The sequence below is a fragment of the Actinokineospora fastidiosa genome (assembly GCF_014648415.1).
Lineage (GTDB): Bacteria > Actinomycetota > Actinomycetes > Mycobacteriales > Pseudonocardiaceae > Actinokineospora > Actinokineospora fastidiosa.
On record NZ_BMRB01000002.1, the window covers coordinates 229349 to 255595 of the forward strand.

A 26247-nucleotide genomic window follows, 5' to 3' on the forward strand; every position below is an offset into this window, starting at 1 on the left:
GGCAACACGCGGGGGGCCGGTCCCTCCGCCGAATGCGGGAGGGCAGTCCCTAGCCTGTGCGACTGGCGCGGACGAAGACCAGCGCCGCGGAGCGCGCGCAGCAGGCCGCAGCGGTGATCGCGGCCGCGGAGAACGGCGAACAGCACGTCGGCTACCTCGCGCGGTTCGCCGCGCAGGTCGCGCTGCCCTATCGCGAGCCCGCGCCCGGCACCGGCGTGTGGGTGCGCCGTGACGGCGACGTCCTGCTCACCGTCACCCCAGGCGGACCGTCACCGACACCGGCGAGGAAGCGCCGATCGGCTTCCCCTACGGCACGATGCCGCGGCTACTGCTGGCGTGGCTGTCCCCCCAGGGCTCAGCGCGACGCCGGAATCCGGCTGCTGGTGGCCAAGCGCTGGGACATGCGTTGGCAGCACATCGGCGACCCGACCAAGCGACCCTGCTCGGGATCCAAAGTGGAACTGTCCCGTGACTTCTTTAACCACCCCACCCCGTGCCGCTGGACCTAGGAGTGCTCAAGCACCTCAAGGAATCGGCGTTGGCGATGGACCTCTACGCCTGGCTGACCTACCGCTTCAGCTACCTCCTCGGCGCACGAGACAACCAGATCGTCAGGCCCATGACGGCGCATTTGGCGAGACCATCCGAACAGACCCACACTGGCAGCGGAATCGACTGGCCATACCCGCGCGTCCGTCGGTGGCAACGTAGTCCGGCAGGGCCGCAGCGATGACTGATTGCCCCGGACAACGGCCAGCGGCGAGCCGACCCCCTAGTCGAGTGGGCTCAGTGGCGTGCCACGGCGGTTCCGAGGACGTGGAACGACGTCGGCGTGCGGGCGTCGGGGAAGCGGAATCGGTCGAGGTGTTCGATGGCGAAGCCGGACCGCTCGATCGTGGTGACGGTGTCGCGGCCGGTGTGGCAGCCGCCGGCTATTCGTGGCCAGACGGTGGCGTCCAGAGCACGTTGAACACGGGCCAAGCCGAGGGTGTCGGCCCGGACGTGTTCGAGGAAGCGGAACTGGCCGCCGGGTTTGAGCACTCGTCGGAACTCGCGTAGTGCTGTGTGCTGGTCCCGTACCGAGCACAGGACCAGGGAAACGACAACGGCGTCGGCGCTGGAGTCCTCGACGGGCAGGTGCTCGGCCAGGCCGTCAACGACCTTCACCGGGACGGGAGCTCGGGTGGCCGCGCCCTCGGCGAGGGCTCGCAGACGCGGTTCCGGTTCGACCGCGACCACGTGTGTGACGGTGGGTGGGTAGTGCGCGAAGTTGTGCCCGTCGCCTGCGCCGACCTCGATCACCTCGCCGGTGAGGCCGGTGAGCAGGGCCTGCCTGCGTTCGGCCATGCCGCCGCGTTCCATCGCCCGGGCCATCAGCGGATAGAGCCGGGCGAAGAGCGGGTGTCGCACCGACATCGCGCTCACCACCGCACCGGAAGTTCGATCAGGCCGCCGGTCAGCACGTCGCGTCGCATCCGCAGTTCCTCCACGTCGATGTCCAGTTCCAGTGTGGGGAATCGGCGGGCGAGTTGCGTGAACACCACCTGCAGCTCGATGCGGGCCAGTGGCGCGCCGATGCAGTACCGCGCGCCGTGTCCGAAGGTGAGGTGGGCGGAGGCCGAGCGGGTGACGTCGAGCCGGTCGGGGTCGGCGAACACGGCCGGGTCGTGGTTGGCGGTGCCGTTGTCCAGCAGCACGAGGTCCCCCGCCCGGATGAAGACCCCTTCGATCTCCAGATCTGTCCGCGCGTACCGGGGGATGCCCCCGCCGCCCTTGCCGGGTGCCCGCAGGAGTTCCTCCACCGCGTTCGGCACCAGGCCGGGCTGGTCGACCACGGTCCGCCACTGTGCCGGGTCGGCCAACAGCAGCAGCGCGCCGAGTCCGATCTGGACGACGGTGGTCTCGTGCCCGGCGAACAGCAAGGCCATGGACAAGCCTGCGGCCTCGGCGTCGGGCACCCCGTCAGTGGCGCAGAGCCGGGAGAGCACGTCGTCGCCGGGTTCGGTCCGCTTGCGGGCGACGAGTTCGAGGCCGTAGCCGAACAGTTCCCCGAGCCCGCGCTCGGATCGAGCCCGGTCGCGCGTGTTGGCCGCGTCGGCGGTCCACGCCCGGAACCGGTCACGGTCCTCGTACGGCACGCCGAGCAGTTCGCAGATCACCAGGATCGGCAACGGCACCGCGACCGCGGCGTGGAGATCGGCGGGCGGGCCGTGCTCGACCATGTCGTCAAGCAGCGCCGCGGTCAGCGCCTCCACCCTGGGCCGCAGCGCTTTCATGCGCCGAGGCGAGAAGTGCGGCTGCAGGAGGGACCGCATCCGGGCGTGGTCGGCCTTCTCGGTGCCGAAATCGCCGAGCGGGCCGCCGAACAACGCCGACTCCCCGGTCCGGGCCGCGGTCTGTGGCGCAGGGTGGGACCGGCCGAGCCGGTCGTCGTCCAGCAGCCGACGCACCTCAGCGTGCCCGGTGACCAGCCACGCCTCGTCACCGACAGCGGTGAGCACCCGGTGGACCGGGCCGCGTGACCGCAGTTCGCGGAGCAGCGGGGCCATGCTCAGGGGATCCGACTGCTCGAACGGCAACTGCACCGGCGGGACCATCATGCCTCCATCAAGTTCATGCCTTCTTGTACAAGATGACATAAACGCCTGAGGATGTATAGTCCGCTCTAAACATCAGGAGGTGGACGTGGCGGCGGAGACCGGGCAGCCAGCTCGACGACCATCAGCCGGGCCGGAGCGCGTCCGACGACTGCCGCGGGCCGAGCGGCGCGAACAGATCCTCGGCGCGGCCACCCGCGCCTTCGCCCGCACCGGGTTCGCCGCGACCGGCCTCGACGACGTCGCCGCCGAGGCGGGCGTCACCCAGGTGATCCTCTACCGGCACTTCGCCTCGAAGAACGACCTCTACCGCGCCGTGCTCCACCGAGCCTGCACCCGGCTCGCCGACACCGTCGGCACCGACGGGTACGACGGCACCAGCCTGCCCGCGCTGATCTGCGCCGCCGCCGCGGATCCCGACGGGTTCCGCCTGCTGTTCCGGCACGCGGCCCGCGAGCCGGAGTTCCGCGACGTGGTCGACACCATCCGGACCGCGTCGGCCGACGTCACCGACCGCCACCTGGCCGACGCGATCCCCCAGGGCCCCTGGCGGGACTGGGCCGCACGCCTCGTCCCCACCCTCACCCTCGAAGCCGTCCTCACCTGGCTGGACCTCGACCAGCCCGACCCGGAGAACGCCGCGGACCACATCGGCCGCGCCATCCACGGCGTCATCCAAGCCGCCCGCGGCGACTGACGCCTCCATCCGGACCTGTATCGCTGTTGCCGAGGTGAGACCGGCCGCTAGGTCGCGACAGGCAGGTCGGACAGGCGCCACTCGAGCATGCCGTCGGTGAGGCGGCGGGCGTGGTGGCCATGAGTCGTGAGCAGTCGAACCGCGTCGTGGGCGAGCACGCAGTACGCGCCACGGCAGTAGGCGACGATCTCCTGGTCGGCGGGGAGTTCGGCCAAGCGGTCCTGGAGTTCGTCGAGGGGGATGGACAGGGCGCCGGGGATGTGGCCCGCGGCGTACTCCTCCGCGGGCCGGACGTCGAGGACGGTGGCGCCGCCCTCGCGCACGCGGGCGAGCAGTTCGTCCCGGGTGACCTCGTCGGTGTCGGGTCCCAGGTAGGCGGCGCGGGCGATCCCGACATCCGGGATGTGGTCGCTGGCGACGGCGCGGACCATGGCGTAGAGGGCGGCGATGTCCGCGCCCGCGAGCCGGTAGTAGATCTTGGTGCCGTCGCGGCGGGTCGCGACGAGGTTGGCCTGTTTGAGGGTCTGCAGGTGCGCTGAGGCGGTGGTCAGCCCGAGGCCCGCGGCTCGCGCGAGCGCGTCGACGGTGCGCTCGCCTTGGGCGAGCAGGTCCAGCAGTTCGAGGCGTTTGCCGCTGGCCAGCGCCTTGCCCACGCGGGCGAACTGGTCGAACAGGGCGGTCTTGGCCGCGGTGTCACCCATACTCCTCCAATCATCTATGGAGTAGTGTACAACAGATGCACGCGGTGCGGACAGCCGCGTGATCGCGAAGGAGATGGTGAGCAATGGTCGAGGTCGTTCCCCTTGTCGACGAGGGTTTGGGCAATTCCGCCTATCTGGTCGACCTCGGTGACGGTCGGGCGCTGGTGGTCGACGTGAGCCTGGACCTGCGGCCGGTCTCCTCGGCCGCCCGTCGGCGCGGTCTGCGGCCCGCGTTCGCCGCCGACACCCATCTGCACGCCGATTTCCTCTCCGGCGCCCGCCAGCTCTCCGTGACGGACGGCGCTCAAGTGCTGGCATCCGCGGCCGGGCATCGCGAGTTCACCCACACCGGGCTGCGCGACGGCGACGAGGTCGACCTCGGAGGATTGCGGCTGCGCACGCTGAGCACGCCCGGGCACACCCATGAGCACCTGTCGTTCCTGCTGCTCGACGATGACCGACCGGTCGGGGTGTTCACCGGGGGATCGCTGCTCGTGGGCGCGGCGGCCCGTACCGATCTGGTCGCACCCCATCAGACCGAGGCGCTCGCCCGCGCCCAGTACGCCTCGCTGCGCAGGCTGGCCGAACTGCCCGACGACCTGCCGGTGTGGCCCACCCACGGCGCGGGGTCGTTCTGCTCGGCCCCGCCCGGCGCCGAGCGCACGACCACGATCGGCCGGGAGAAGGCCGCCAATCCCCTGCTGCGGGCGCCGGATGAGGACTCCTTCGTCGCCGCGCTTCTGGCGTCCCTGGGCAGCTTCCCGCCCTACTTCCTCGAACTGGGCGAGCTCAACCGACGCGGCCCTGGCGTCCTCGACGGCCCCCCGAGGCTGCCGGGACTGCCCACTGAGCGGGTCCGAAGGATGCTGACCGATGGCGCACAACTGGTGGACGTGCGCACGGTCGCCCAGTTCGCGGCCGGACACGTGCCGGGCTCGCTGTCGATCCCGTTGCGACCGGCGTTCGCCTCCTGGCTCGGCTGGCTCGCCGCACCGGACCGTCCCCTCGTCATCGTGAGAGACCAGGATCAGGACCCGGCGGAGATCGCGTGGCAGGCGGCCAAGATCGGATACGGCCTGGCAGGAGAACTCACCGGAGGCATCGACGCCTGGGGGTCCGCGGGCCACCCGATCACCACCACCCGGCTGGTCCAGGCCCACCAGGTCGAGGGACCGGTGCTGGACATCCGGCAGACCACCGAGTACGCCGCCGGACACCTGCCCGGCGCACTGCACCTGGAACTCGGCGAACTCCTCCACCGTGTGGACGAGGTGCCCGCCGCGCCGCTGGTCGTCATGTGCGGGCACGGCGAGCGCGCCATGGGCGCCGCCAGCCTGCTCGAACAAGCAGGCCACCGCGACCTCGCCGTGCTCGACGGCGGCCCGGAGGACTGGGCGGCGATCAGCGGCCGGGCTCTGGAGACCGGGGCATGAGCGCCCGGGTCGTGCGGCTGGGGCTGCGCGCGAACCTCGCCCAGTTCAGCCTGCTGGTCGCCGTCAACGCCCTCGTCGGCGGCATGCTCGGGCAGGAGCGCACCGTGTTGCCGCTGCTGGCCGAGCAGACCTTCGGTCTGACGGGCTACACCTTCCTGCTCACCTACGTCCTCGCCTTCGGCCTCACCAAGGCCACCGCGAACTACCTCGCTGGCACCCTGTCGGACCGGTACGGGCGGAAACCGGTGCTGCTGGCCGGGTGGCTGATCGCGATCCCGGTGCCGCTGATGCTGATCTGGGCTCCCTCGTGGGGCTGGGTCGTCGCCGCCAACGTCCTGCTCGGCGTGAACCAGGGATTGACCTGGTCCACCACCGTGATCATGAAGATCGATCTCGCCGGACCCGCCCGCCGCGGCCTGGCCATGGGGCTGAACGAGGCAGCGGGGTACCTCGCCGTCGCCGCCACCGCCCTGGCCACCGGGTACCTCGCCGCCGAACACGGGCTGCGGCCCGCCCCGTTCCTGCTCGGCCTGGCCTACGCCGCCCTGGGCCTAGGGCTCACGGTGTTCGCGGTACGGGAGACCCGCGACCACGCCCACCTGGAAGCAGGCGGGCGGCACGACCCGCACGCCCTGCTCACCGATCGGCAGGTCCTGGCCCGCACCAGCCTGCGAGACCCCGCCCTGTCCTCGGCCAGCCAGGCCGGGATGGTCAACAACCTCAACGACGGACTCGCCTGGGGCCTGTTCCCGATCCTGTTCGCAGGCGCCGGACTCTCCATCGCCCAGATCGGCGTCCTCGCGGCGGTCTACCCCGCCGTCTGGGGACTCGGCCAGCTGGTGACCGGCCCGCTGTCGGACCGGTGGGGGCGCAAGCACCTCATCACCGCCGGCATGCTGCTCCAGGCCGCGGCGCTCGCCCTCACCGCCGTCGCCACCACCTTCACCGCCTGGCTCATCGCCGCGACGCTGATCGGCGCCGGGACCGCGATGGTCTACCCGACCCTGCTGGCCGTCATCGGCGACGTCGCCCACCCGACCTGGCGCGCCCGCGCTGTCGGCGTCTATCGGCTCTGGCGTGACGGCGGCTTCGCCGTCGGCGCGCTGCTCGCCGGAACCGTCGCCGACCTGTGGGGCCTGCGCGCCGCGGTCTGGGTCGTCGCCGCCCTCACCGCGGTGTCAGGCCTGATCGTCGCGATCCGGATGTACGAGACACACACGCCCGCGCACCGGCGCGATAGGACGGATGAACGGACGGGTTAAGACGTCACCGCCCATCCGGGTAACGGACACCAGTAAGCCTGGCCCTGCGGGCCTCCCCCGATACACTTCGAGCCTTGACAGGGGGATACCAGGAGTCGTCGCTTGTGCGCGGCTTTGTCCGGTTATAGAAGGGGGATTTCCTTGTGACTACCGAGACGCGCACAGGGGCGTTGGACGTGGAGGCCCTGCGGGCGGACTTCCCCATCCTTCAACGGCGATTGGCCGACGACCACGCGTTGGTCTACCTCGACAGCGCGAACACCTCCCAGAAGCCCAACCAGGTCATCGAGGCTGTCGCTGAGCACTACCGGCAGCGGAACGCCAACGTCGCCCGCACGGTGCACCAACTCGGGGAGGAGTCCACCGCCGCGTACGAGGACGCGCGGGGCAAGGTCGCGCGCTTCGTGGGTGCGCGGTCGGCTGAGGAGATCGTGTTCACCAAGAACGCCTCCGAGGCGTTGAACCTGATGGCCAACGTGTTGGCGTGGTCGTCGCCGTACCAGGTGGGCGGCGGTGACGAGGTGGTCATCACCGAGATGGAACACCACTCCAACATCGTGCCGTGGCAACTGCTCACCGAGCGCACCGGCGCCCGGCTGCGCTGGTTCGGCCTCGACGACGACGGACGCCTCGACCTGTCCGCGATGGACGACCTCATCACCGAGCGGACGAAGGTCGTCGCCCTCTCCCACGTCTCCAACATGTTGGGCACCGTCAACCCGATCGCGCGCATCGCCGAACTAGCGCACGAGGTGGGCGCGATCGTCGTGGTCGACGCCTCGCAGGCGGTCCCGCACATGCCCTACGACGTGCTGGCGACCGGAGCCGACGCGGTGGCCTTCACCGGGCACAAGATGTGTGGACCGACCGGTATCGGCGTGCTGTGGGGGCGGTACGACCTGCTGGCGCAGTTGCCCCCGTTCCTCGGGGGCGGCGAGATGATCGAGACCGTGCGCATGGACGGGTCCACCTACGCGCCGCCGCCGCACAGGTTCGAGGCGGGCACCCCGCCGATCGTCGAGGCGGTGGGGCTCGGAGCCGCCGTGGACTACCTGACCGCGGTGGGGATGGAGAAGGTGGCCGCGCACGAGGCGGAGATCACCGGCTACGCCCTCGAGCAGCTCACGACCATCCCGGGCGTGCGCGTCCTGGGCCCGAGGACCACTCTCGACCGAGGCGGGGCCGTCAGCTTCGTGGTCGACTCGGTGCACCCCCACGACGTGAGTCAGATACTCGACTCGCTGGGCATCGCGGTCCGGGCAGGCCACCACTGCGCCCGGCCCGCTCACCAGCGTTTCGACGTGTCGGCCTCCACGCGCATGTCGAGTTACCTCTACACCACGCGAGCCGAGATCGACGCCTTGGTGGAGGGACTGGACCACGCGAAGCGGTTCTTCACCGCATAGCAGGTGGCACGGCTAGGACGGGATCTCTCGATGCCGTCCTAGCCGTCACCGGCGAATCCCCGTGTGGGCCTTGCGCGCCATCGCCGGGAGCGTGGCGCGGTCCAGCTTGCCGGACGGGGTCACGGGCAGTTCGGCGAGCGAGGCGTAGCGCGTGGGCACCATGTGATCAGGCAGGATGCGTGCAGTGTGCTGACGCAGGGCGATCGCGAGGTCTTCCAACAGGCACTCGCTTGCGGGCACCACGCAGGCCACCAGGAACTGGGCGCCCGCCGGTGTCGTCGTCACGGTCGCGGCGACGTCGCGGACCAACGGATGGGTGCGTATCGCCTCCTCGACCTCCCCGAGTTCGATGCGGAAGCCGCGGAGTTTCACCTGCTGGTCCGCCCGCCCCAGGTACTCCAGTTCGCCGTTGGGCAGCACCCGCGCCAGGTCCCCCGTGCGGTAGTGGCGCCTGCCGTCCAGCGAGACGAACCGCTCCCTCGTCATCTCAGGTCGACGAAGGTATCCGGCCGCCACCCCCGCTCCGGCGATCCACATCTCCCCGACCACGCCATCCGGTACGGGCTCCAGGTCGTCGTCGCGCACGGAGATCGTCAGATGCGGCAACGGTGTGCCGATCGGCGAGCGGACAACACCGGTCAGGTCCGCATCGGTGAGGAACTTGGCCGTCGCGTGGACGGTGGTCTCGGTGATCCCGTACATGTTCACGGCCACCGGTGGGGTCGACATGGCGCTGAGGAACGCGTGTGTCGCGGCCAAGTCCACCGCCTCGCCGCCGAAGATCAGGTACCGCACTGCCAACGGCGGCGGTGAACCGCTCAGGTAGGTCGCGGCCAAGGACCGGAACACCGACGGGACCTGGTTGAGCACCGTGATCCGGTGCTCGGAGAGGAAGGTCAGGAAATCGTGCGGGCGCTGAGCGGTGTCGCGCGGGACGATCACCGTGGCGCCGCCGGTGGCGAACGCGCCCCACAGCTCCCAGACCGAGAAGTCGAAGCTGTAGGAGTGGAAGAGGCTCCAGCGATCGTCGGCGCCGACGTCGAACAGCGGCAAGGTCGCCTCAAGCAGCGCCAACACGTTCCCGTGGGTCACCAGACACCCCTTGGGGTGTCCGGTGGACCCGGAAGTGTAGATGACGTAGGCGATGTCGGCCGTCGTCGTGTCGACGGGACCGAGACCGTCGGTTCCCGGCAGCGGTTCGACGACGATCACGTCGGTGAGATCCATGCGCTCGGCACGGCCGATCACGAACCGGGATCGGGCGTCGGAGACGATGTAGCGCAAACGCTCGGCCGGATAGTCCGGATCGAGTGGAAGGTAGGCGGCGCCTGCCCGCAGGACGGCCAGGATCGCCACCGGAAGTTCCGCGGTGCGGTCGACCAGCAACGTGACCAGGTCTCCCCTACCGACCCCGGCCCGCACCAAGCCCGCGGCGAGCCGTTCGGCCGCCACCCACACCTCGTGATAGGTCAGGACCTCGTTGCCGTGCACCACACAGGGGCGGTCCGGGAACTCGGCCGCCACCCGCTGGAAGACGTCGACCAGGCACGTCGCGCCGTCCAGGAACCTCGTGCTGTCAGCGGACACGACGGCTGTCCTTCCGATCGTGGGATGAGATCCAGTCGTCCACCACGGTGGCCAGCACCGAGAGCGGCAGCGCGCCGCTGCCGAGCACGACGTCGTGGAATCGGCGGATGTGGAACCGGTCTCCCAGCGCCCTCTCCGCGCGCGACCGGTTCCGTTGGAACTCCAGGCGGCCCACGGTGTAGGCGAGGGCTTGGCCGGGCAACGCGATAAACCGGTCGACGTCGGCCTCGACCTCGACGCGGGGGCGGGTGGTGTTCGCGAGCAGGTACCCGATGGCTCGGTCGCGGCTCCACCCGAACGCGTGCAGCCCGGTGTCCACGACGAGCCGGGCGGCCCTTCGCGCGTCCACCGACAGCATCCCCAGCCGGGCGCGATCGCCGGAATAGAGAGCCATCTCATCGGCCAGTCGCTCGGCGTACAGGCCCCAGCCCTCGGCGTACGCGGTCAGGGTGCTGATGCGGCGCAGCATCGGCAACTCCACGAACTCCTGGGCGAGCGCCAGCTGCAGGTGGTGGCCGGGCACGCCCTCGTGGAACGCGACCGCTTCAAGACCGTCTCGGTCGCGCTCGGCCACTCGGTAGGTGTTGAAGTAGCAGACCCCCGGCCTGCGTCCGTCCAGGGACGGCGGCTGGTAGTAGGCGGCCGGACCACCCTGGGCGGCAGCCTCCGGGACGGGGGCGATCTCGCACTCCTGGCGGGGCAACCGGCCGAACCAGTGCACGGCCGCCTCGTTCGCGCGAGCTATCGCGGACCTGGCGGCCGCGATCATCTCCTCGGCGTCCCGCCACGGTGCCGCGGGGCTCGATCTGGCCACGGCGATCGCGTCCTGGAGATCAGCGGCGTCGGTCAGCGCGACGAACTCGGCGGCGATGTCCGCCATAACGGACAACCCGGTCTCGTGTAGGTCCGTCGGTGACAGGTCGGTGGTCGTGTGCGCGCGGGCGAGGGCTGCGTACTGCTCTGCACCGTCCGGAAGCCAGCACAGGCCGGGGCGGGTGTCCGGGCGGGCAGCGGGCAGCACCTCGCTCGCCAGTGCCTCCCGATACCTCGCTATGGCCGGGCGGACCGCGTCGTGCAGCAGCGCCGCCCGCCGAGCGGTGAATCCCGAGCTCGGGTTCTCCGGTGTCGGGGTCATCAGCGGGTCATCCGCGGGCGCGGCGAGGTAGCGCTCGAACTTGTCGATCGCGGCCTGGACCAGCCGGGCGACCGCGGCCCGCCCCGCGGCTCGCCCGAGCCGGTGACGCTCGCTCAGCTGGTCGAGGAACCGGGGGATCGCCGACAGCCGGGCCAGGTACGACTCGCCGTCGTCGGTCACCGTGATCCCCGGGAGCGTGGTGATGAGCGCGGTCGCCGGTGCGACGAACAGGTCGGTGACCGTGTGATCGGCGGCCCGTGCGTCGATCTGCGCGACCGCGGCTTCCGCCTGCTGCACCGTGACCGCCGCGGTGAGCCGGTCCCGCTGGTCCCGGGTCTTCGCGACCCGCGCCAGCTCGGCGATCCCGACCAACCTGGTTCGCCGGGATGCCGCGCTGTCCTCGGTGAGATCAGGGAGGAGGTGATCGCGTCCTGGCAGGCCGAGCAGGGTGGACTCCACCGGATCGGCGTCGAGGATCTCGCCGAGCAGTCGGTCGGCGAGGTGGTCAACGGTCATCGCGGTCCCCCAGGTTCGCGGCGAAGCGAGCGGCGAGCCGCTCGGCGAAGCCCACCGCGATCACGTCCGGTCGGTAGTTGACGACGATGCGGAGCACCTCATCCGAGTCCTCCCACACCTCGGTCAGGATCTCGGTCGCGATCCCGAGGTAGCCGCCGCGGATCAACTCGGCGTCGACCCCGGCGAGCCGCATTCGCGGTTTCGCGTTGTTCTGGTAGGCGAAGATGTTCTGGAACAAGGGGGTCCGACGGGACCTCGGTGGGTTCACCAACCGCACCGCTTCGCCGAAACCCACGTCCTGCGTACGCAGCGCGCGCTGGACCGCTCTCGCCCAATCGTCGAGCCCACCTGCGGTCATCCGCACGCACACCATGTCGATGTGGCAGCCGACCACCCGGTCAAGGCGCTGGTCCGATCGGGTCGCGACCGGGACGCCGATGCCGAAGTCCGTGCTGTCGGTCAGCTCCGCCAAGGCCCGGGCGTACGCGGCGAGCAGGACCGTGAACCGAGTGGCTCCGGCCGGGTCGATCCCTTCCGTGCGGACCTGACGGATGATTCGCGCGGGCGCCGCGGCACCGGGTATGCCCGCGCCCGGGCAGACCAGTTCGGGAAGGCCGCGCAGATCGGACACGACCTGGGCGCGTTGTGCTGGCAGATCGGCGTACTCCAGTTCGCGCTGCCGGATCGCCCAGGTCTCGGCCAGCCCGGGAACCGTGCCGAGTTCCACGGGGCGGCCTGCGGACACCGCTGAATAGGCGGTGGCCAGGTCCTCCGCGAGCACCGACTCCGACCAGCCGTCGAAGGCGATGTGGTGGACCACGTACCCCAGCAGGGTCCGCCCGGGCAGTGGAACGACCGCGACCCTCCACACCTCACCGGAACCGAGGTCCAGGTGAGCGCTCAACACGCGGCGCAGTGCGGCGACACCCGCGCCCACCGAGTCCGCCTCCGGGAGCACCAGCGGGTCGGGAGGCGGATGGGAGCCGGGTGTCGCCGTGGCGGATCGGCCTGCCGCGTACGTCGATCGGAGCGGCTCGTGATGGTGGTGGACGGCTCGTACGGCGGAGCGCAGCGCGGACAGGTCCAGTGGAGCCCCTACCGACCACACGCTGACGCAGTACGCCGAACGGTCCTCCGGTTCCAGCAGGGCCTTGGTGAGGAACCCGACCTGCATGGACGACAACGGAACCGAGGCGTTCGGCGGGTCCTGTCCGGGCGGGTCCCCCGGCGGGCGGCCCAACCAGGCGGCCAAGCCGCGGGCGGTGGGCTCGCGGAGCAGTCGGGACACCGGTACCGGCCTGCCCAGTTGGGCCGCCAGGCGCGCCGACACCCGGCCTGCGTCCAGGGACGTACCGCCCAACTCGGTGAAGGGCACGTCGGCTGGGACCGAAGTCCGGCCCAGCACCGCCGCGAACACCCCCACCACCCGGCTGATCAGGGGATCCGCCGCCTCGACGTCGTCGCGCTCCTCCCCCGTCGGTGGCGTCATCGCCAGGAGCGCCCGTTCGTCTAGTTTGCCGTTGTCGGTCAGGGGGAACGCGTCGACGGGGAGGACCGCGGCGGGCAGCTGATAGCCGGGCAGCACAGCGTCGAGACCGAGGTCCGCGAGGCGATCGGCGGGATCGGCGGGCACGCAGAACGCCAGCAGCGCGTCCACCGCCCCGGACGCGTTCCGCCTGGCGAGGACCGCGCAGGCGCGCACCCGGGGCAACGCCTCGATCTGCCGCTCCACCTCGCCGGGCTCGACCCGGTGTCCGCGAACCTTGACCTGGCGGTCCAGCCTGCCCTCATAGCGCAACAGCCCGCTCGCGTCCCATCGGCCCAGGTCGCCGCTGCGGTAGACCCGAGTGGGGACGCCGCCGATTTTGACGGTGGTGAACCGACCGGGATCCGATCCGACATAGCCGATGGCGAGGCCGGTGCCGGACAGGCAGAGTTCGCCGGACTCCCCGACCGGGCAGGGCTCCTCACCGCGGAGCACATGCACCTGAGTGCCGGTCACCGGCTTCCCGATCGGGATGTCGGTCGCGCAGTCCTCGATCCCGATCCGGTGTGTGGTGGTGAAGATGGTGTTCTCGACCGGGCCGTACCCGTTGGTCAGGGCGATGTCCGGATGGCGGGTCATGAACCGCCGCACGTGCGGCGCGGACAACCGCTCGCCGCCGATCAGCAGCTGTTTCAGACCGCTGAACGCCTCGATGTCCTCGTCCACCGCGAGGTTGAACAGGCTCGCGGTGAGCCAGGCGGAGTCGACGCCGTGATCGGCTATCGCAGCACGCAGCTCGACCGGGGACAGGTAGGGCTCGTCGACGAGCAGCGAGGTGCCCCCGGTGAGCAACATCGCCCACAACTCCAGCGCGAACGCGTCCCAGGGCAGCGGGGCGGCGGACGGCATCACCGAGCCGGGCCCGAGCTCGGCGAACGCGCAGGGACGGAACAGCCTGCTGATCGCGCGGTGCGGGGTCAGCACGGCCTTCGGACGTCCGGTGGTGCCGGAGGTGAAGAACGCGCAGCACGCGTTCCCGGGGTCAACCGGCACCGGGCGGAGCAGCGTTCCAGTCGGGATTCGCGACGGCACCGGTATCCCGTGCTCGCCGACGACGACCCGCGCGCCGAGGTCGGCCAGCACGTCGTCGACGCGGCGGCGCGGCCAGGCCGGATCGAGCAGGGCGTACGCGGCGCCCGCCTTGAGGATCCCGAGGATCGCCACGACCAGATCCACGCCGCGCGGCATCGATACCGGGACCAGATCGCCTTCGCGGACACCCGCACGGACGAGGGCGGCCGCGTACCGATCGGCCAGCCCATCGAGTTCGCCGTAGCCGACGACGCGCTCGCGGTGGACCAGCGCGGCGGCGTCGGGCGCGACGTTCGCCAGCTCGCGCACGATCGCGTTCAGTGCTTCGGACATGAGTCAGCCGATCGGGTTCGGTTCCGCCGCTTGCCTCGCCACGTGCTGCTCGGCGTTGCGCGCCAACGGCACGGTCAGCAGACCCGCCAGCAGGAACAGCCCGGCGAGGACGACCCAGCCGAGCAGGCCGAGGCCGATCACCAAGGCGGTCACCAAGGCCGGACCGACCGTCTGCTGCATGCCGCGCCCGAGCGCGAACACCCCCTGGTACTCGCCTTGCCTGCCTTCCGGCGGCAGGTGCAGCGACAGGCCGAACGCGCCAGCAGCCTGGCTGATCTCCCCGAGCACCAGGACGATCGCACCGCAGACAAGGATCAGGGTGGCGGGCACGGCATCCATACCCTCGCTGATGGCGAACAGCCCGCAGCAGACGGCGAGCAGGAACCCCGCCCGCCGCAGGATCCGGGCCGAGCCTCCGGTGGTCTCCGCGCCGCGGCTCAGCATCACCTGGAACACGAACACCATCGCGGTGTCCACGATCAGCACCAGCGCGGTGACACTGGCCGGGGCCGAAGTCCGGCTCACGACCCACAGCGGGAGGGCGACCACGAGGATCGGCTGGAAGAACTCCAGCACGCCGCACAGCATCGCCAGTCCGACGAAACGGACGTCACGGAGCCCCGACCTGACCTTCGTGCCGAGCGCCACCGCTGGCCGGACGTGGGCGGGGACGCCCAGGCGCCACACCAGGAACGCGCATCCGGCCTGGGCGAGCGCGGTGAAGACGATGACGGCGAGGAACGCGTGCGGGCTGTCGACGGCCAGAGCCACCCCGGCGACCATCGCGCCGACCATGAACCCGACGTTGAAGAGGCTGCGCATCTGCGAGCTGACGCGAACCTGCTGCTCGCGGGGGAAGGTGGCCTTGGTCAAGGTCATCCGCAGCGGGTTGCAAGAGGTCTCGCCGATCGAGATCAAGCTGGTCACGACGAGAAACGCGATGAAGTCGCCGACCCAGTTGTAGGCGATGAACAACACGGCGAGCCCGGCGTAGGTGATCAGCAGCGGGATGCGCGCGCCGATGCGGTCGGCCAGGCGACCGATCGGAACGGTGAACACCATGCCGAACACGTTGGCCACGGACAGCCCGATACCGATCTGCGCGGGCGACAGTCCGATGGTCCGGGTGAAGAAGATGACGCTCGATGTCAGGAACACTCCGAAGCCGATGGACTGGGCCAGTGCCAGCAGGGCGAAGCGCCGGGCCAGGCCGCGGTCCGGGATCAGCTCCACCGCCCAGGCTCGTACGCCGCGTCGGATCCGGGTGAATGCCATTCGATGAGTCCTCGTCCTCGGACCGGCTTAGGTTCGATCGCTTACGGCGCGCAAGCTGCCAACCGGGCGCGCAGTTCTTCCACGACCGCCGGATCGCGCAGCAGCGGGAGGGTGTCGGCCGCGTCGACGGTGTGCAGTTCGTCGACCTCGGCCACCCGCCGCCAGTCGGCTTCGGGCAGGTGTGCGTTCTCCTTGAGCTGGAACACCGTGACCGCGCCGTTGTACCGGCGGGGCTCGTAGTGCTCCTGGGCGAAGATCCCGGCCGCCCACACAGCTTGCCGCCAGTGCAGGTCGGCGGGATCCATCTCCGCGTCGACCTTCCCGGTGGCGACCAGTGCCGCGATCAGCTGGTCGCCGCCCGCCGTCAGGCTGGTCACCTGGAACTGGTCGCGCAGCGATGCGAGCCGGAAGTCGTAGTAGTCGGCAGGTCCCCACGCGGGATCCAGGTCTGTCGCTCCCGGAGGCATGGTGTTGAGCAGCGCCAGCAGTTCCACCGTCTCCCCGGTCTCGGTCAGCTGCCTGGCTATCTCGTAGGCCACGCGTCCGCCCGCGCAGGGCCCGACCAGCAGGTACGGCCCCGTGGGTTGGATGGTCCGGATCTCGCGCAGGTAGCGGGTGGCCATCTCGACCATGGACAGCGGCGGTCGTTCCCGATTCCAGAGGCCGACCGACTCGACGCCGTAGACCGCCCGGTCGCCCCGGACGCTGTCCATGGTCTCCTTGAGGAACCGCACGTTGCCCGCGCCCCAGTGGAAACAGAACACAGGACGACCTGTGCCCGGATCGGTCAGCGGGATGACCGTGGGATCCGGTTCGACGTCGAGCGGACTGCGACCGGTGGCCCAGACAGTGGCGAAATCCGGGTCGCCTGCCATGGTGGGCGACGGGCGGGCCAGTCCGGCCGCGATCGCCGCCGGGGTCTTGCGCTCGAACACGTCCGTGGCGGTGATCGTGATCCCGTGCTCGCGGGCCTGTGCGACCACGGTGACGATCAGCAGGGAGTACCCGCCCAGTTCGAAGAAGTCGTCGTCGGCCTCGACGTCCACGCCGAGCACCTCCGACCAGACCGCGCACAGCGCCCGCACGACGGAGTCCTGGTCGACCAGCTGGGGAGCCATCGCGTTCACGCCTTCCCGAAGAACGTCCGGGCTGCGCGTACGCCGTCGAGCAGTGCGGCGACCTCTTCCTCGTCGTTGTAGAGGTAGAACGTGGCGCGGACACTCGACTGCACCCCGAGTCGCTGGTGCAGCGGCACCGCGCAGTGGTGGCCGACCCGAACAGCGACGCCTGCGCTGTCCAGCACCTGGCCCACGTCGTGCGGATGTATGCCCTCCACGACGAACGACACGGCGCCTCCTCGGTTGGCGAGGTCGGTCGGCCCGAGCACCCGGATACCCGGTATCTCGGCGAGACCCTTGAGTGCCAAGGCGGTGAGTTCCTGCTCGTGTTCGGCGATGCGGTCCATGCCGACCGCCGACAGGTAGTCGACGGCCGCGGCGAGGCCGACGACCTGGGAGGCCATCGGCACCCCCGCCTCGAATCGTTGTGGCGGGTCGGCCCAGGTGGTGTCGGTCATCGACACCGTCTTGATCATCGATCCGCCGGTCATGAACGGTGGCATCGCCTCGAGCAGCTCGTATCTGCCGTACAGTGCGCCGACGCCGGTCGGGCCGATCATCTTGTGCCCGGTGAACGCCGCGAAGTCGACGCCGAGCGACGGGAGGTCGACGGCGCCGGACCCCATGACGCCGTGCGGGACCGACTGGCACCCGTCGAGCATCGTCAGCGCGCCGACCGAGCGGGCCTTGGCCACCAGGGTCTCGACCGGGTTGACGGTGCCGAGGACGTTCGACCGGTGCGTGAACGCCACCAGTCGCGTCCGTTCGTTGATCACCTCGTCGATGTCCGACAGGTCGAGCCTGCCCTCGTCGGTGAAGCCGAGCCAGCGCAGGGTGGCGCCGGTCCGCCTGCACAGCTGCTGCCAGGGCACGAGGTTGGCGTGGTGTTCCATCTCGGTGACGACGATCTCGTCGCCGGGACCGAGCCGGAATCGTGCGGACTCCGGTCCGGCGGTCAGCGCGTTGCTCATCGCGAAGGCGACGAGGTTGATCGCTTCGGTCGCGTTCTTGACGAACACCACCTCCGAGGTGCTCGCGCCGACGAACTCCGCGACGCGCCGCCGTGCGTCCTCATAGACGGAGGTGGCCTCCTCGGACAGTTGGTGTGCGCCCCGGTGGACAGCGGCGTTGTGCCGTTCGAGGAAGTCCCGCTCCGCGTCCAGCACCTGACGCGGCTTCTGCGCCGTGGCGCCGGAGTCGAGGTACACCAGCTTCTGTCCGTCGCGCACGGTGCGGCTCAGGATCGGGAAGTCCGCGCGCAGCGCCGCGGCGTCGAACGCGGTCGTCGTGACCGTTCCAACGGTTTTGTTGCCCACCGGGTTCTCCTTCACAGGCTGAAGTAGTCGACCTTCAGCCGGGGGATGTAGTTCGACACGTCGCTGTAGTACAGGATGATTCCGTCGTTGTACTGGTCGAAGGAGTGCTTCAGGTCGTGAAGGTTGTTCACCGCGCGGTGCGCCTGCCACGCGGGCACGAAGTCCCGGCCTTCCAGCGCTTCCTCGAGCAGACCGGTGTGCCCGGCCTTGACGTCCTCCTCGACGTGCGACACGAGCGGGGCGAGGCAGCCTTCCGGATAGCCGTACTCCACCGCGAGGCGCTGTAGCGTGTTCGCGCCCTCCAGCGTCTCGGTTCCCCGAGCTTCGAACAGCTTCGTGCAGGCGAGGTAGCCCAGCGTGTCCTCGCGGGCGATCTCACACAGGTTGTTCGTCCACGACCAGGTGCCGATGAGGGGGTGTGCGTTCTCGACCTCCTCCTTGCTCAGGCCCATGTTGACCAGACTCTCCCGAGCCATCCAGGCGTGGTCGTACTCCTCGGCGAGGTACTCCGAGAGGAGCCGCTTCCAGGCCGGGTCCGAGCAGTGGGCGATCGCGGTGGAGATGTGCCTGCTGGCGGAGTTGATGTAGTGGTAGGTCTCCAGGATGAGACCGAGGAAGACCTCCTTGCGGAAGTCCTTGTTCTCCAGCCCGGACCAGAGCCGGTGGTACCCGATCTGCTCGGTCCACATCGCTGTCGACCTGTCGATCTGGGCGAGGAAGTCGGCGACCGGGATCCGTTCGAGCTCGGGCTGCTCGCGCCTGAGCAGGCCCTGCTCGGCGAAGTTGCCGACGATGCCCACGGTGTCCTCGACGCTGATCCCGGTGATCGCGGAGATCTCGGAGATCGTGTGCCTGCCGTCGAGGTAGCGCTTGAAGTCGAGGAAGGTCTTGAGGTCGGCGCCGTGCTGTTCGAGCTCGAAGTGCCGATCGCCGACGATCATGAGGATGGCGCCGTTCGCACGGTTGGGCACGAAGAACGTGCAGTGGCGCAACTGAGGCTTGTCCGTGAGGTTCAGTGCAAGGGTCATTCCGCTCTCCGTTCCGGGAGGTGTCGCCAGCGCCCGGCGTGGGGCGCTCACGCGCCCCACGCCTCCTAGCTGAACGGGCAGATCACGCTGATCAGCCGCACAGGACAGCACCGCTGACCTTGCTGATCTGCGGCTTCGAGACCGGCTTGATGGTGACGGTCATGGTGGTTTCACCTCCCCCGGGAATCGACGAACCAACTCGTGCCGCATGGCGGCACGGCCCAGTCGCGCACGGAAGACTCTTGCGCGTCGCGATCCGCGTCATGAAACGTGTGCGCAGGGGAATGCTCGCCCCGCGGGGCAAAGCAAGATACGGCGGGACATACCAGGCGCGCCACTATGCGCACGTGAGATGATGTCCCGCAAATTCCCCCAGTTAGGTTGAACGCTGAATCACTGCCCCAACCCACCACGAACATTAGGGGCCGCTGACAGGCGTCGCCACGCATTGTGATCAGCGTCACATCGAAAGCTCGCCTTATATAACGTGCATACTGCTCGAAGACACCGCAGGCGAGATCGTTCACTCGAACGGGCGCACAAAACGGTCGATTGGTGCCTTATGGCCGCAATCGTGGGATGTCCGGACGTCAAAATTCGGCGCCACGCAGCGCGACTTTCCCGATTACTGACGAGGCTGGCCCGCCCCCGCGTCGCAGCCGGACTGACGCGCAGCAGCGACAGCGAAGCCGCTGGTAGAACGTCAGAACACCGGTGCGTGGCGGACTGTTCGGCATCCGCCGACATACGAATACCTTCCGCGTTAGCGGCGGTCGGGATTCGCGACGCCGCTCCTCCGATTCTTACCTTCGCACCGTGTTTGCCCGTTTCCACCAGACCCTCACGGCAACAGGAGATCCTTCGTGTCACGGTGCAATCGAGACGATCAGGCGCACATCCATCGTGACGGTATGACAAGCGGACCGACCGATGGGTTCACCATCCGCATCGACGCCCGCCAGTCCGCGATCTTGGGTCTTCCCGCGTCAAGCCAATTGCGAACCAGACCCACCACGATCTCGAGCAGCTGGTCCGCGTGTGGGCCGTGGACGTGGGCTAGTCCGGTCCGCTGGAGACAGAGCGCGCCACCTTCCTGCCGATCGATCAGTGTCGCGGTTCCCTGCGCCGGATCCACGTCGGCGAACCGGGCCTGGGTCATCGCTGGGCCCTCTGCGGCCATGAGGAACCAGAGATCGGTGTACTCCTTCCAGTCAAGGCTCGGGAGCACCCGCTTGACGAGCCCCGGTCGAGGGAACGGTCCGATCGTGAACCTCTCCGGATGGGCTCCCGGAAACTCCTGGTAGAGAGCGCCTCCCGCGGTCATGAAGTCCGTCCACGGCCCGATGGCGGTCGCGTGCGGGGCTCCGGCCCGGCATTCGACCCTGACCAGCGGGTGTGCGCCACCGTGGGCAAACGGGGCCAGGACCATTCCGGAGGGCTTCAGTTGTTCCAACCAGGCAGGCGGCACACCTCTGATACCGCAGCTGGCGACGATCCGATCGAACGGGCCTCGCTCGGGATGGCCGAGGTATCCATCGCCGACCACGGCGGTCACGCCCGTGCAGCCCGCCCGCCGCAGTGCGGCGCGGGCGTCGGCGACGACATCGGGTTGCAGGTCGAGGGCGACGACCTCGGCGCCGGTGACGGCGTGGATCAGGGCGGCGTTGTACCCGATTCCCGATCCGACCTCCAGGACCCGCATGCCCGGTTCGAGTCGCAGGGCGTGGAGCATGGTGGCCAGGAGCGACGGCAGTGTGGTCGAACTGAGCAGACGGCCCGCGTGGTCCAGCTTGAACGCGAGCGGGTTGTCGTCGTAGATGACCGCGAGCAGCTCGTCGGGGAACCGGTCGTGGTCGGTGACGGCGTGCCACTCACCGTCGACCAGGAGTCGGCGGGGGAACCGGTGCCGCGGAACGGTGGCGAGCGCGGCGACGACGGCGGCGTCATCGATCTCCGCAGCCGCTGCGACCTTCGCCGCGTAGGACGACAGCCACTGGTCGAGCGACGCGGGCCGGGAAGTCATGGCAGCCTGCTCGCGGTCGGGACCGTCGAGTCGTCGAGGACATTCCAGAGCAGGACAGCAATGCCTTCGTAGGGTCCCATCCGCGCGGCATCGGCGACCCGCTCGAGGAAGCCGTCGCTCCACGGTCGGATGTGCTGCTCGAGCAGTTCCCGGACGGCCGCCCGCTCCCCTGTCCGCGTCGGATCCGCGGCCGCGGCTTCGCGGAAGTGGGCGAGGAGCGCGAGCTCCACCGAGATGTGGTCCGGTTCGAGGACGGCGTCACGGCTGTCGATCACGGGCCGCACGCCGTGCCGGACCATCAACGCCTCTACGGCGTGGGCCGGGCGCCCACCGAGCTTGACCTCGCCATGCCATGCCGAGGCGTACGGCGGACAGACGGGCTGCGGCCCAATGAACAGGCGGCAGAACTCCGCGGCCATGTCCTCCAGTATGACCGCCTCGTCGCGTGTCGCGTCGGGGGCGTCGACGAGCGGGTGACCGGTTCCCCATCTGATGTCGGTGGCGAGCATCCGGCCGTAGAGCGGCGCGTCGACCTCGCGCGCGAACAGCCGTGCGGCCAGCCGCAGCACCGCCGTGTTCGCCCGGAGCAGGGCGGCGGCGTCGTGTTCGGGGGACACGTCATCCAACCTTCCGGATCCGCACCACGGTGTCGTGGTAAGCCTGTCCGCCCGCGACGGGATCCGGGTAGATGGGCAGGATGTCGTTCTGGGGGACGCTGATGGCCCCGCGCCACCACAGGCGGTCGAGATCCGGATCGGCGGCCTCGCCATAACCGGGGATGGCCGCGTCGTCCTTGCCGTTGGTGGCATAGGCGCCACCGACGCTGCGTCCGGCGTTGTGCGCGATGGCGATCACCAACGGGTGCACGCCTTCGGTGAGACGCACCCTGGTGCGCAGGGTCCCGAGTTCGGAACCGTCGCCCATCGGGACCGCCGGGTCGAGTGGCCGGAAGCTGGTCACCTCGATCCAGTCTCCATCGCCGATACCGAGCTTGTCGGCGGTCGCACGGTTGAGCAGGGCCGGATTCGTGTGGGAGATCTCCTGCAGCCACTTCGACTGCATCGTGCGATGCGCGTTGTGCACGTTGATCTTGTAACTGGTCATGATCAGGTGATCGTCGGGGAACTCGCGCTGGTGGCTCGGGATCGGCTCGTAGACCGGCAAAGGGTGCACCTCGCGGCCAGCTGCTTTGCCCTTCTCCACGACGAAGTCGCTGTAGATCTCGACCTTGCGCGAGGGTGTGAGGAAGCCGCGCAGGGCGACCCCGCCGATCCGGATGCCGATCGCGACGGGCTCGCCCGTCTTGCTGTCGGCGCCCTTGTAGATGATCCCGGTCTCCGCGTCCTCCGCCGCTCCGTCGAGTTCGGCCGCGGTGAGGGGCTTGGTGTGGGGCTCGTAGTGCGGTTTCTTGGTCGGGTCCATCCAGACGCCGTCCGCCCTCATGCGTGCGAAGCCGCCGGGCACGGGTCGGAAGTACTCTTCCAGGTACTCCTCGGTCGTCGCCCAGGGGAAGTATGCCTCCATCCCGCCACCGATCCGGCGGGCGAGTTCGGGGAAGATCTCGCGGATGTCCTTGGACTCCCCCCGCGGCGGGACGACGGGCTGGCGCAGGCTGACGTAGTCGACGAGGCCCTGGGGCGGCCGGGCATCGATGTCCCAGCGTTCGAGGTAGGTCGCCCAGGGCAGGATGATGTCGGCCAGGTGCGAGGTCTCGGAGTACATGACGTCGATGCAGACGTGGAACGGAATGAGCTTCTCGTCCTGCAGCACGCCGCGCACCAGTTGGGCCTCCGGCCAGGACCACGCGGTGTCGGCGTTGTAGGTCATCAGGGCGGAGATCTTCTGCCGTCCCTCCCTGATCCAGAGGTAGATGATCTCCGCGACCTTCATCTTCCCCGCGAAGGCGTTCGCCAGCGGCCAGTCCTTGGCCTCGGCGATGATGCTGCGGGCGGTCGGCTTGTCGGGCACGGGCTCGGGTTCCGGGATGGCCTTCTTGTCCCAGGAGGAGCGGGGGTGCCAGCACCAGCCGCCGCGTTTGCCCATGTTGCCGACGAGTGCGTTGAGCATGGTGATCGCACGGTCGTTGTAATAGCCGTTCCGGTGGGCCTGCGAGCCGCGGTTGCAGATCGTGGTGCACTCGGGGGCCGCCGCGGCGAACTCGCGGGCGATGCGCTCGATGGTCGTGGCGGGGACTCCGCTCTCCTGTTCGGCGCGGGCCGGGGTGTACTGGGCGACGTGTTCGAGGATCTTGTCAGGTGGGTAGTTCGACCAGGTTTCCAGCCAGGTCCTGTCCCACAGACCCTCCCGGCAGATGACGTTGGCCATGGCCAACGCGATCAGGCCGTCGGTGCCGGGTTTGACGCAGAACCACTCGTCGGACAGCGCAGCGGTGTTCGACATGCGGGTCTCGAAGGTGACGAGCCTGGCGCCCTTCTCCCGGGCTCGCATCATGCGGATGGCGACCGGAATGTGGCCCTGATGGGCTTCGGCCCAGTTGGAGCCGAAGTTCAACACGTATCGCGAGTTCTCGAAGTCGCCCAAGTCCCAGTCGGACTCGCCGATGGTGGTGGCGATCGCCGCGCGCCGGTTGGCCGAGCACAGCGCGCGGTGGTTGAAGTGCGATGGGGTGCCGTAGGCGTTGAGGAACCGTGAGACGATGTCCGATGAGCGGTTGCGGCCTTGCTGGAAGGCGAACTCCTCGGGTTTGCCGCGGTCACGAATCTCCCGTAGGCGCGTCGCTATCTCGTCGTACGCCTCCTCCCAGGTGATGCGCCGCCAACGCCCGGACCCACGCTCCCCGACCCGCTTGAGCGGGTACAGCATGCGGAAGGGGTCGTAGAGCACCGAGGGGCCTGCCACCCCTTTCGCGCACACCGCGCCCTGGCTGTTGGGGTCCTTGGGGTTGCCGGTGATCTTCAGCAGACGGCCGTTCGCGACATGGCCGATGATGCCGCACGCCGTGGTGCACATCTGGCACATCGAGGGGATTCGGGTCGCCTCGGGGGTGCTGTCGCCGGTCCGGTCGTCCAGGAGCCGGTCGGTGATCTCGATCGCGCCGACGCCACCGACCGCGACAGCCGCCATGGCTCCGAGTCTCAGCAGGTCGCGGCGGCTGAGGCGCCAACCGTCGCGAGACCCGCCGGTGGGATCCGGGTTGGCGGTCGGCGGGCTGGCGGCGTCCCTGGTCACGGTGAACGTCCCCTCGGTTCAGACGGCGAAGATCAGGTAGCGGAGCGTCGCCGCCCCGGTGAGGATGGCGACAGCGGCGACGGCACGGCCTGCTCGACCGCGGCCCGCCGCGATGAGGATGACCACCGGGACCACGACGCCGAGCCCGAGCACGCCCGCGTAGAAGAGCGGAGCCCACTCTCCGGCGAGCAGCGAGGTGAGAGCCCGCTCGGCGGGTCCGTTGGACACTGAGATGGCGGAGAAGACCATCGTGACGGCGTAGGCGCCCAGCAGGGCCAGCGTGGCCCGGCCATGCGCGGCGAGCTGCTGCTCGGTTGCCTGATCGTCGAAGATGTGGAGGGCTTGGACGATCGCGGCGCCCATGAGCAACGAGGTGATCAGGTAGAGCAGCGCCGAGCCGCTGGTGTTGGCCAGTGGGGACACCCACGTCCGCGCCAAGACCGCGACCGGGTAGACGGCCAATGCGAAGCTGGTGGCACCGAGTAGCCACGCCGTGCCACGGTCAAGAACGAATGTCGCTCCTCGGGCGGGCTCCACTCCCGCGTCGACGGCGCCGCCACGACGGCGCCACAGCAGGTACAGCGCGACCACGAGCAGGAGCATCTTGACCGCGATGATCTTCGCCCCGAGTGAGATCGGCGAGTCCCAGTTCCCGAACCGGGTGAGCATCAGGAAGAAGCGCTCCGGCCTGCCGAGGTCAACGGTCAGCAACAGCCCGGCCAGGCCGAGCACGACCAAGCAGATCCAGGTCGAGCGCCAGTCCAGGACCGTGCTGGTGGCGCCGAACCTGTCGCGGTGCCAGAGAGTGGCCATGGTGAGGCCGCTGGGAATGCCGACGAGCGTGAAGTACGCGGCCAGCAGGCCACCCCAAGGGGACTGGGGCAGTGGGGCGCTCCCGGCGAGGGTGATGAGCATCCGTCAGCTGTCCTGGAGGTCGGCGGTCTTGTCGACCTGGACGCCGTCGTTGACGATAAGCGGCAGCGCGTGCTTCGGATCGACGTAGAAGACCCGGGGAGCGGTGTGCTCATCCGGCTTCCACACGGTCGTGTCGTTCTCGCGCATCCTGGTCGCGATCTCGCTGTCGGGATCGTCAAGGTCTCCGAAGATCCGGCAGTTGGTCGGACAGGCCTCCACGCACGCTGGTGCCTCCCCCTGAGAGGTGCGGTGGTCGCAGAAGGTGCACTTGCTCGCGGTCTGTGTCTGCGGGTCCTCGTAGATGGCGCCGTAGGGGCATGCGGCCATGCAGAAGCGGTTGAGGTTGCAGTCACCCTCGTTGATCACAACCTCCCCGTTGGGCAGGCGGGTGATCGCGTCCGTCGGGCAGGCGTTCAGGCAGGGCGCGTCCTCGCAGTGATTGCACAGAACGGGGATGAAATGGCGGGTCGGGTTGGGGTAGGCGCCGTCCTCGACGTACTTGACGGTGTCGCGGAACACCCCGAGCGGCACGTCGAACTCGTTCTTGCACGCGACGGAGCAGGCGTGGCACCCGATGCAGGTGTTGAGGTCGATCAGCATCCCGAAGCGCGGCATGGCGCTCCTTTCGGTGGAGCCGTCGGCGATCGTCAGGCCGGGGCGATGCGCGACGTCTGCGCATCGCCCGGGCCTTCCGCTGGTCAGGACGGCATGGGTGTGGCGCGGTTCAGACGTTGATGACCTTGTCGGCCCAGAGCGTCCATTCGGTGAGCTCCTTCATCGAGGAGCGGTGGGAGCCCGGCACGATCCTGTCCTCGCTCATGCCGCGGGCGTCCATACAGCTGCCGCAGCAGCCGATCTCGCCGCCCTGTCGAACAAAGGACGCGGCCATGCTGCCGGTGTTGTAGTAGCCGTTGGGGGTCTTCTGACCTTCGGCGACCGTGACGACCGAGTCGCCGAACAAGAAGACCTTGACGTCGGTGCCGTCCTGGCGGGCGACCTCGGTGGCCCACCGCAGTCCGTTGTACACGCGTTCGGTGCCGTAGGGCGGGTCGTGCAGCACGAAGAGGACCTTCATGTTTCTCCTACCTCCAGGTTTCGGGACGGTCGGTGCGTCGCCCATGCTCCGGGCAAGGGCAGG

22 protein-coding genes are annotated in these 26247 nt (G+C 69.4%); 6 read left to right on the top strand and 16 right to left on the bottom strand.

Annotated elements, in window-relative coordinates; genetic code table 11:
* The first annotated feature begins 56 nt into the window (after nt 1–56).
* Complete coding sequence (locus tag IEY98_RS11115) at nt 57–509, top strand: hypothetical protein (RefSeq protein ID WP_189210354.1); 453 nt, start codon at nt 57–59, stop codon at nt 507–509.
* Nucleotides 510–544: 35 nt separating this feature from the next.
* A complete protein-coding gene (locus tag IEY98_RS33390; RefSeq protein WP_373292408.1) occupies nt 545–733 on the top strand; it encodes a hypothetical protein in 189 nt (62 codons plus the stop codon).
* Nucleotides 734–786: 53 nt separating this feature from the next.
* On the opposite strand, the gene IEY98_RS11125 is transcribed toward IEY98_RS33390, so the two are convergent.
* Nucleotides 787–1416: a class I SAM-dependent methyltransferase gene (locus IEY98_RS11125; RefSeq protein WP_189210356.1), complete on the bottom strand. Its 630-nt coding sequence runs from the start codon at nt 1414–1416 to the stop codon at nt 787–789.
* Between the two features lie 5 nt (nt 1417–1421).
* Entirely contained in the window at nt 1422–2597 is a 1176-nt protein-coding gene (locus IEY98_RS11130; RefSeq protein ID WP_229786813.1) for a cytochrome P450, read from the bottom strand.
* 88 nt (nt 2598–2685) lie between these two features.
* Between IEY98_RS11130 and IEY98_RS11135 the strand changes: the two genes are divergently transcribed.
* A complete protein-coding gene (locus tag IEY98_RS11135; protein WP_189210358.1) occupies nt 2686–3294 on the top strand; it encodes a TetR/AcrR family transcriptional regulator in 609 nt (202 codons plus the stop codon).
* 47 nt (nt 3295–3341) lie between these two features.
* Here IEY98_RS11135 and IEY98_RS11140 read toward each other — a convergent pair whose 3' ends face one another.
* Nucleotides 3342–3995, bottom strand: coding sequence for an ArsR/SmtB family transcription factor (locus IEY98_RS11140; RefSeq protein WP_189210359.1), 654 nt, complete (start codon nt 3993–3995; stop codon nt 3342–3344).
* Nucleotides 3996–4078: 83 nt separating this feature from the next.
* On the opposite strand from IEY98_RS11140, the gene IEY98_RS11145 reads away from it, so the two are divergent.
* The 3 genes from IEY98_RS11145 (at nt 4079) to IEY98_RS11155 (ending at nt 8096) form a co-directional block, all read left to right on the top strand.
* On the top strand, nt 4079–5428 hold the full coding sequence (locus IEY98_RS11145) for an MBL fold metallo-hydrolase (protein ID WP_189210360.1): 1350 nt from the start codon (nt 4079–4081) through the stop codon (nt 5426–5428).
* Nucleotides 5425–6690 carry an MFS transporter gene (locus IEY98_RS11150; protein WP_189210361.1) on the top strand — a complete coding sequence of 422 codons (1266 nt, stop codon included), beginning with the start codon at nt 5425–5427 and terminating at the stop codon, nt 6688–6690. Before IEY98_RS11145 ends, IEY98_RS11150 begins: the two co-directional genes overlap by 4 nt.
* A 143-nt stretch (nt 6691–6833) precedes the next feature.
* Nucleotides 6834–8096, top strand: a complete 1263-nt coding sequence (locus IEY98_RS11155; protein ID WP_308425874.1) for a cysteine desulfurase — start codon at nt 6834–6836, stop codon at nt 8094–8096.
* 45 nt (nt 8097–8141) lie between these two features.
* Here the strand turns inward: IEY98_RS11155 and IEY98_RS11160 are convergent, their stop codons facing one another.
* The 13 genes from IEY98_RS11160 to IEY98_RS11220 all read right to left on the bottom strand — a co-directional run bounded on the left by IEY98_RS11160 (nt 8142) and on the right by IEY98_RS11220 (nt 26184).
* Complete coding sequence (locus IEY98_RS11160; protein WP_189210362.1) at nt 8142–9683, bottom strand: amino acid adenylation domain-containing protein; 1542 nt, start codon at nt 9681–9683, stop codon at nt 8142–8144.
* Entirely contained in the window at nt 9673–11334 is a 1662-nt protein-coding gene (locus IEY98_RS11165) for a DUF885 domain-containing protein (RefSeq protein ID WP_189210363.1), read from the bottom strand. Before IEY98_RS11165 ends, IEY98_RS11160 begins: the two co-directional genes overlap by 11 nt.
* On the bottom strand, nt 11324–14245 hold the full coding sequence (locus tag IEY98_RS11170) for an AMP-binding protein (protein WP_189210364.1): 2922 nt from the start codon (nt 14243–14245) through the stop codon (nt 11324–11326). Before IEY98_RS11170 ends, IEY98_RS11165 begins: the two co-directional genes overlap by 11 nt.
* A 3-nt stretch (nt 14246–14248) precedes the next feature.
* Nucleotides 14249–15520 carry an MFS transporter gene (locus tag IEY98_RS11175; RefSeq protein ID WP_189210365.1) on the bottom strand — a complete coding sequence of 424 codons (1272 nt, stop codon included), beginning with the start codon at nt 15518–15520 and terminating at the stop codon, nt 14249–14251.
* Between the two features lie 41 nt (nt 15521–15561).
* Nucleotides 15562–16638: a thioesterase domain-containing protein gene (locus tag IEY98_RS11180; RefSeq protein WP_189210366.1), complete on the bottom strand. Its 1077-nt coding sequence runs from the start codon at nt 16636–16638 to the stop codon at nt 15562–15564.
* A gap of 5 nt (nt 16639–16643) precedes the next feature.
* Entirely contained in the window at nt 16644–17954 is a 1311-nt protein-coding gene (locus IEY98_RS11185; RefSeq protein ID WP_189210367.1) for a cysteine desulfurase, read from the bottom strand.
* 11 nt (nt 17955–17965) lie between these two features.
* Entirely contained in the window at nt 17966–18982 is a 1017-nt protein-coding gene (locus IEY98_RS11190) for an iron-containing redox enzyme family protein (protein ID WP_189210368.1), read from the bottom strand.
* Between the two features lie 886 nt (nt 18983–19868).
* The gene (locus IEY98_RS11195) at nt 19869–21005 is read right to left on the bottom strand and encodes a protein-L-isoaspartate O-methyltransferase family protein (RefSeq protein ID WP_189210369.1); all 1137 of its coding nucleotides are present in this window, start codon (nt 21003–21005) and stop codon (nt 19869–19871) included.
* Nucleotides 21002–21622: a TorD/DmsD family molecular chaperone gene (locus tag IEY98_RS11200; protein WP_189210370.1), complete on the bottom strand. Its 621-nt coding sequence runs from the start codon at nt 21620–21622 to the stop codon at nt 21002–21004. Before IEY98_RS11200 ends, IEY98_RS11195 begins: the two co-directional genes overlap by 4 nt.
* Nucleotide 21623: 1 nt before the next feature.
* Nucleotides 21624–24089 carry a molybdopterin-containing oxidoreductase family protein gene (locus IEY98_RS11205; protein WP_189210371.1) on the bottom strand — a complete coding sequence of 822 codons (2466 nt, stop codon included), beginning with the start codon at nt 24087–24089 and terminating at the stop codon, nt 21624–21626.
* A 123-nt stretch (nt 24090–24212) separates the two neighbouring features.
* A complete protein-coding gene (nrfD, locus tag IEY98_RS11210) occupies nt 24213–25109 on the bottom strand; it encodes an NrfD/PsrC family molybdoenzyme membrane anchor subunit (RefSeq protein ID WP_189210372.1) in 897 nt (298 codons plus the stop codon).
* Nucleotides 25110–25112: 3 nt separating this feature from the next.
* Nucleotides 25113–25724 (bottom strand): 4Fe-4S dicluster domain-containing protein, encoded by a 612-nt coding sequence (locus IEY98_RS11215; RefSeq protein WP_189210373.1) that lies wholly within the window; start codon nt 25722–25724, stop codon nt 25113–25115.
* A 109-nt stretch (nt 25725–25833) separates the two neighbouring features.
* A complete protein-coding gene (locus IEY98_RS11220; protein WP_189210374.1) occupies nt 25834–26184 on the bottom strand; it encodes a DsrE/DsrF/TusD sulfur relay family protein in 351 nt (116 codons plus the stop codon).
* Nucleotides 26185–26247: the final 63 nt, after the last annotated feature.

Coding starts and splice junctions, on each gene's coding strand:
- IEY98_RS33390 (WP_373292408.1), top strand. CDS start 545: ATGGACCTCTACGCCTGGCTGACCTACCGCTTCAGCTACCTCCTCGGC.
- IEY98_RS11125 (WP_189210356.1), bottom strand. CDS start 1,416: ATGTCGGTGCGACACCCGCTCTTCGCCCGGCTCTATCCGCTGATGGCC.
- IEY98_RS11130 (WP_229786813.1), bottom strand. CDS start 2,597: ATGGTCCCGCCGGTGCAGTTGCCGTTCGAGCAGTCGGATCCCCTGAGC.
- IEY98_RS11140 (WP_189210359.1), bottom strand. CDS start 3,995: ATGGGTGACACCGCGGCCAAGACCGCCCTGTTCGACCAGTTCGCCCGC.
- IEY98_RS11145 (WP_189210360.1), top strand. CDS start 4,079: ATGGTCGAGGTCGTTCCCCTTGTCGACGAGGGTTTGGGCAATTCCGCC.
- IEY98_RS11150 (WP_189210361.1), top strand. CDS start 5,425: ATGAGCGCCCGGGTCGTGCGGCTGGGGCTGCGCGCGAACCTCGCCCAG.
- IEY98_RS11165 (WP_189210363.1), bottom strand. CDS start 11,334: ATGACCGTTGACCACCTCGCCGACCGACTGCTCGGCGAGATCCTCGAC.
- IEY98_RS11170 (WP_189210364.1), bottom strand. CDS start 14,245: ATGTCCGAAGCACTGAACGCGATCGTGCGCGAGCTGGCGAACGTCGCG.
- IEY98_RS11175 (WP_189210365.1), bottom strand. CDS start 15,520: ATGGCATTCACCCGGATCCGACGCGGCGTACGAGCCTGGGCGGTGGAG.
- IEY98_RS11180 (WP_189210366.1), bottom strand. CDS start 16,638: ATGGCTCCCCAGCTGGTCGACCAGGACTCCGTCGTGCGGGCGCTGTGC.
- IEY98_RS11190 (WP_189210368.1), bottom strand. CDS start 18,982: ATGACCCTTGCACTGAACCTCACGGACAAGCCTCAGTTGCGCCACTGC.
- IEY98_RS11195 (WP_189210369.1), bottom strand. CDS start 21,005: ATGACTTCCCGGCCCGCGTCGCTCGACCAGTGGCTGTCGTCCTACGCG.
- IEY98_RS11205 (WP_189210371.1), bottom strand. CDS start 24,089: ATGGCGGCTGTCGCGGTCGGTGGCGTCGGCGCGATCGAGATCACCGAC.
- nrfD (WP_189210372.1), bottom strand. CDS start 25,109: ATGCTCATCACCCTCGCCGGGAGCGCCCCACTGCCCCAGTCCCCTTGG.
- IEY98_RS11215 (WP_189210373.1), bottom strand. CDS start 25,724: ATGCCGCGCTTCGGGATGCTGATCGACCTCAACACCTGCATCGGGTGC.
- IEY98_RS11220 (WP_189210374.1), bottom strand. CDS start 26,184: ATGAAGGTCCTCTTCGTGCTGCACGACCCGCCCTACGGCACCGAACGC.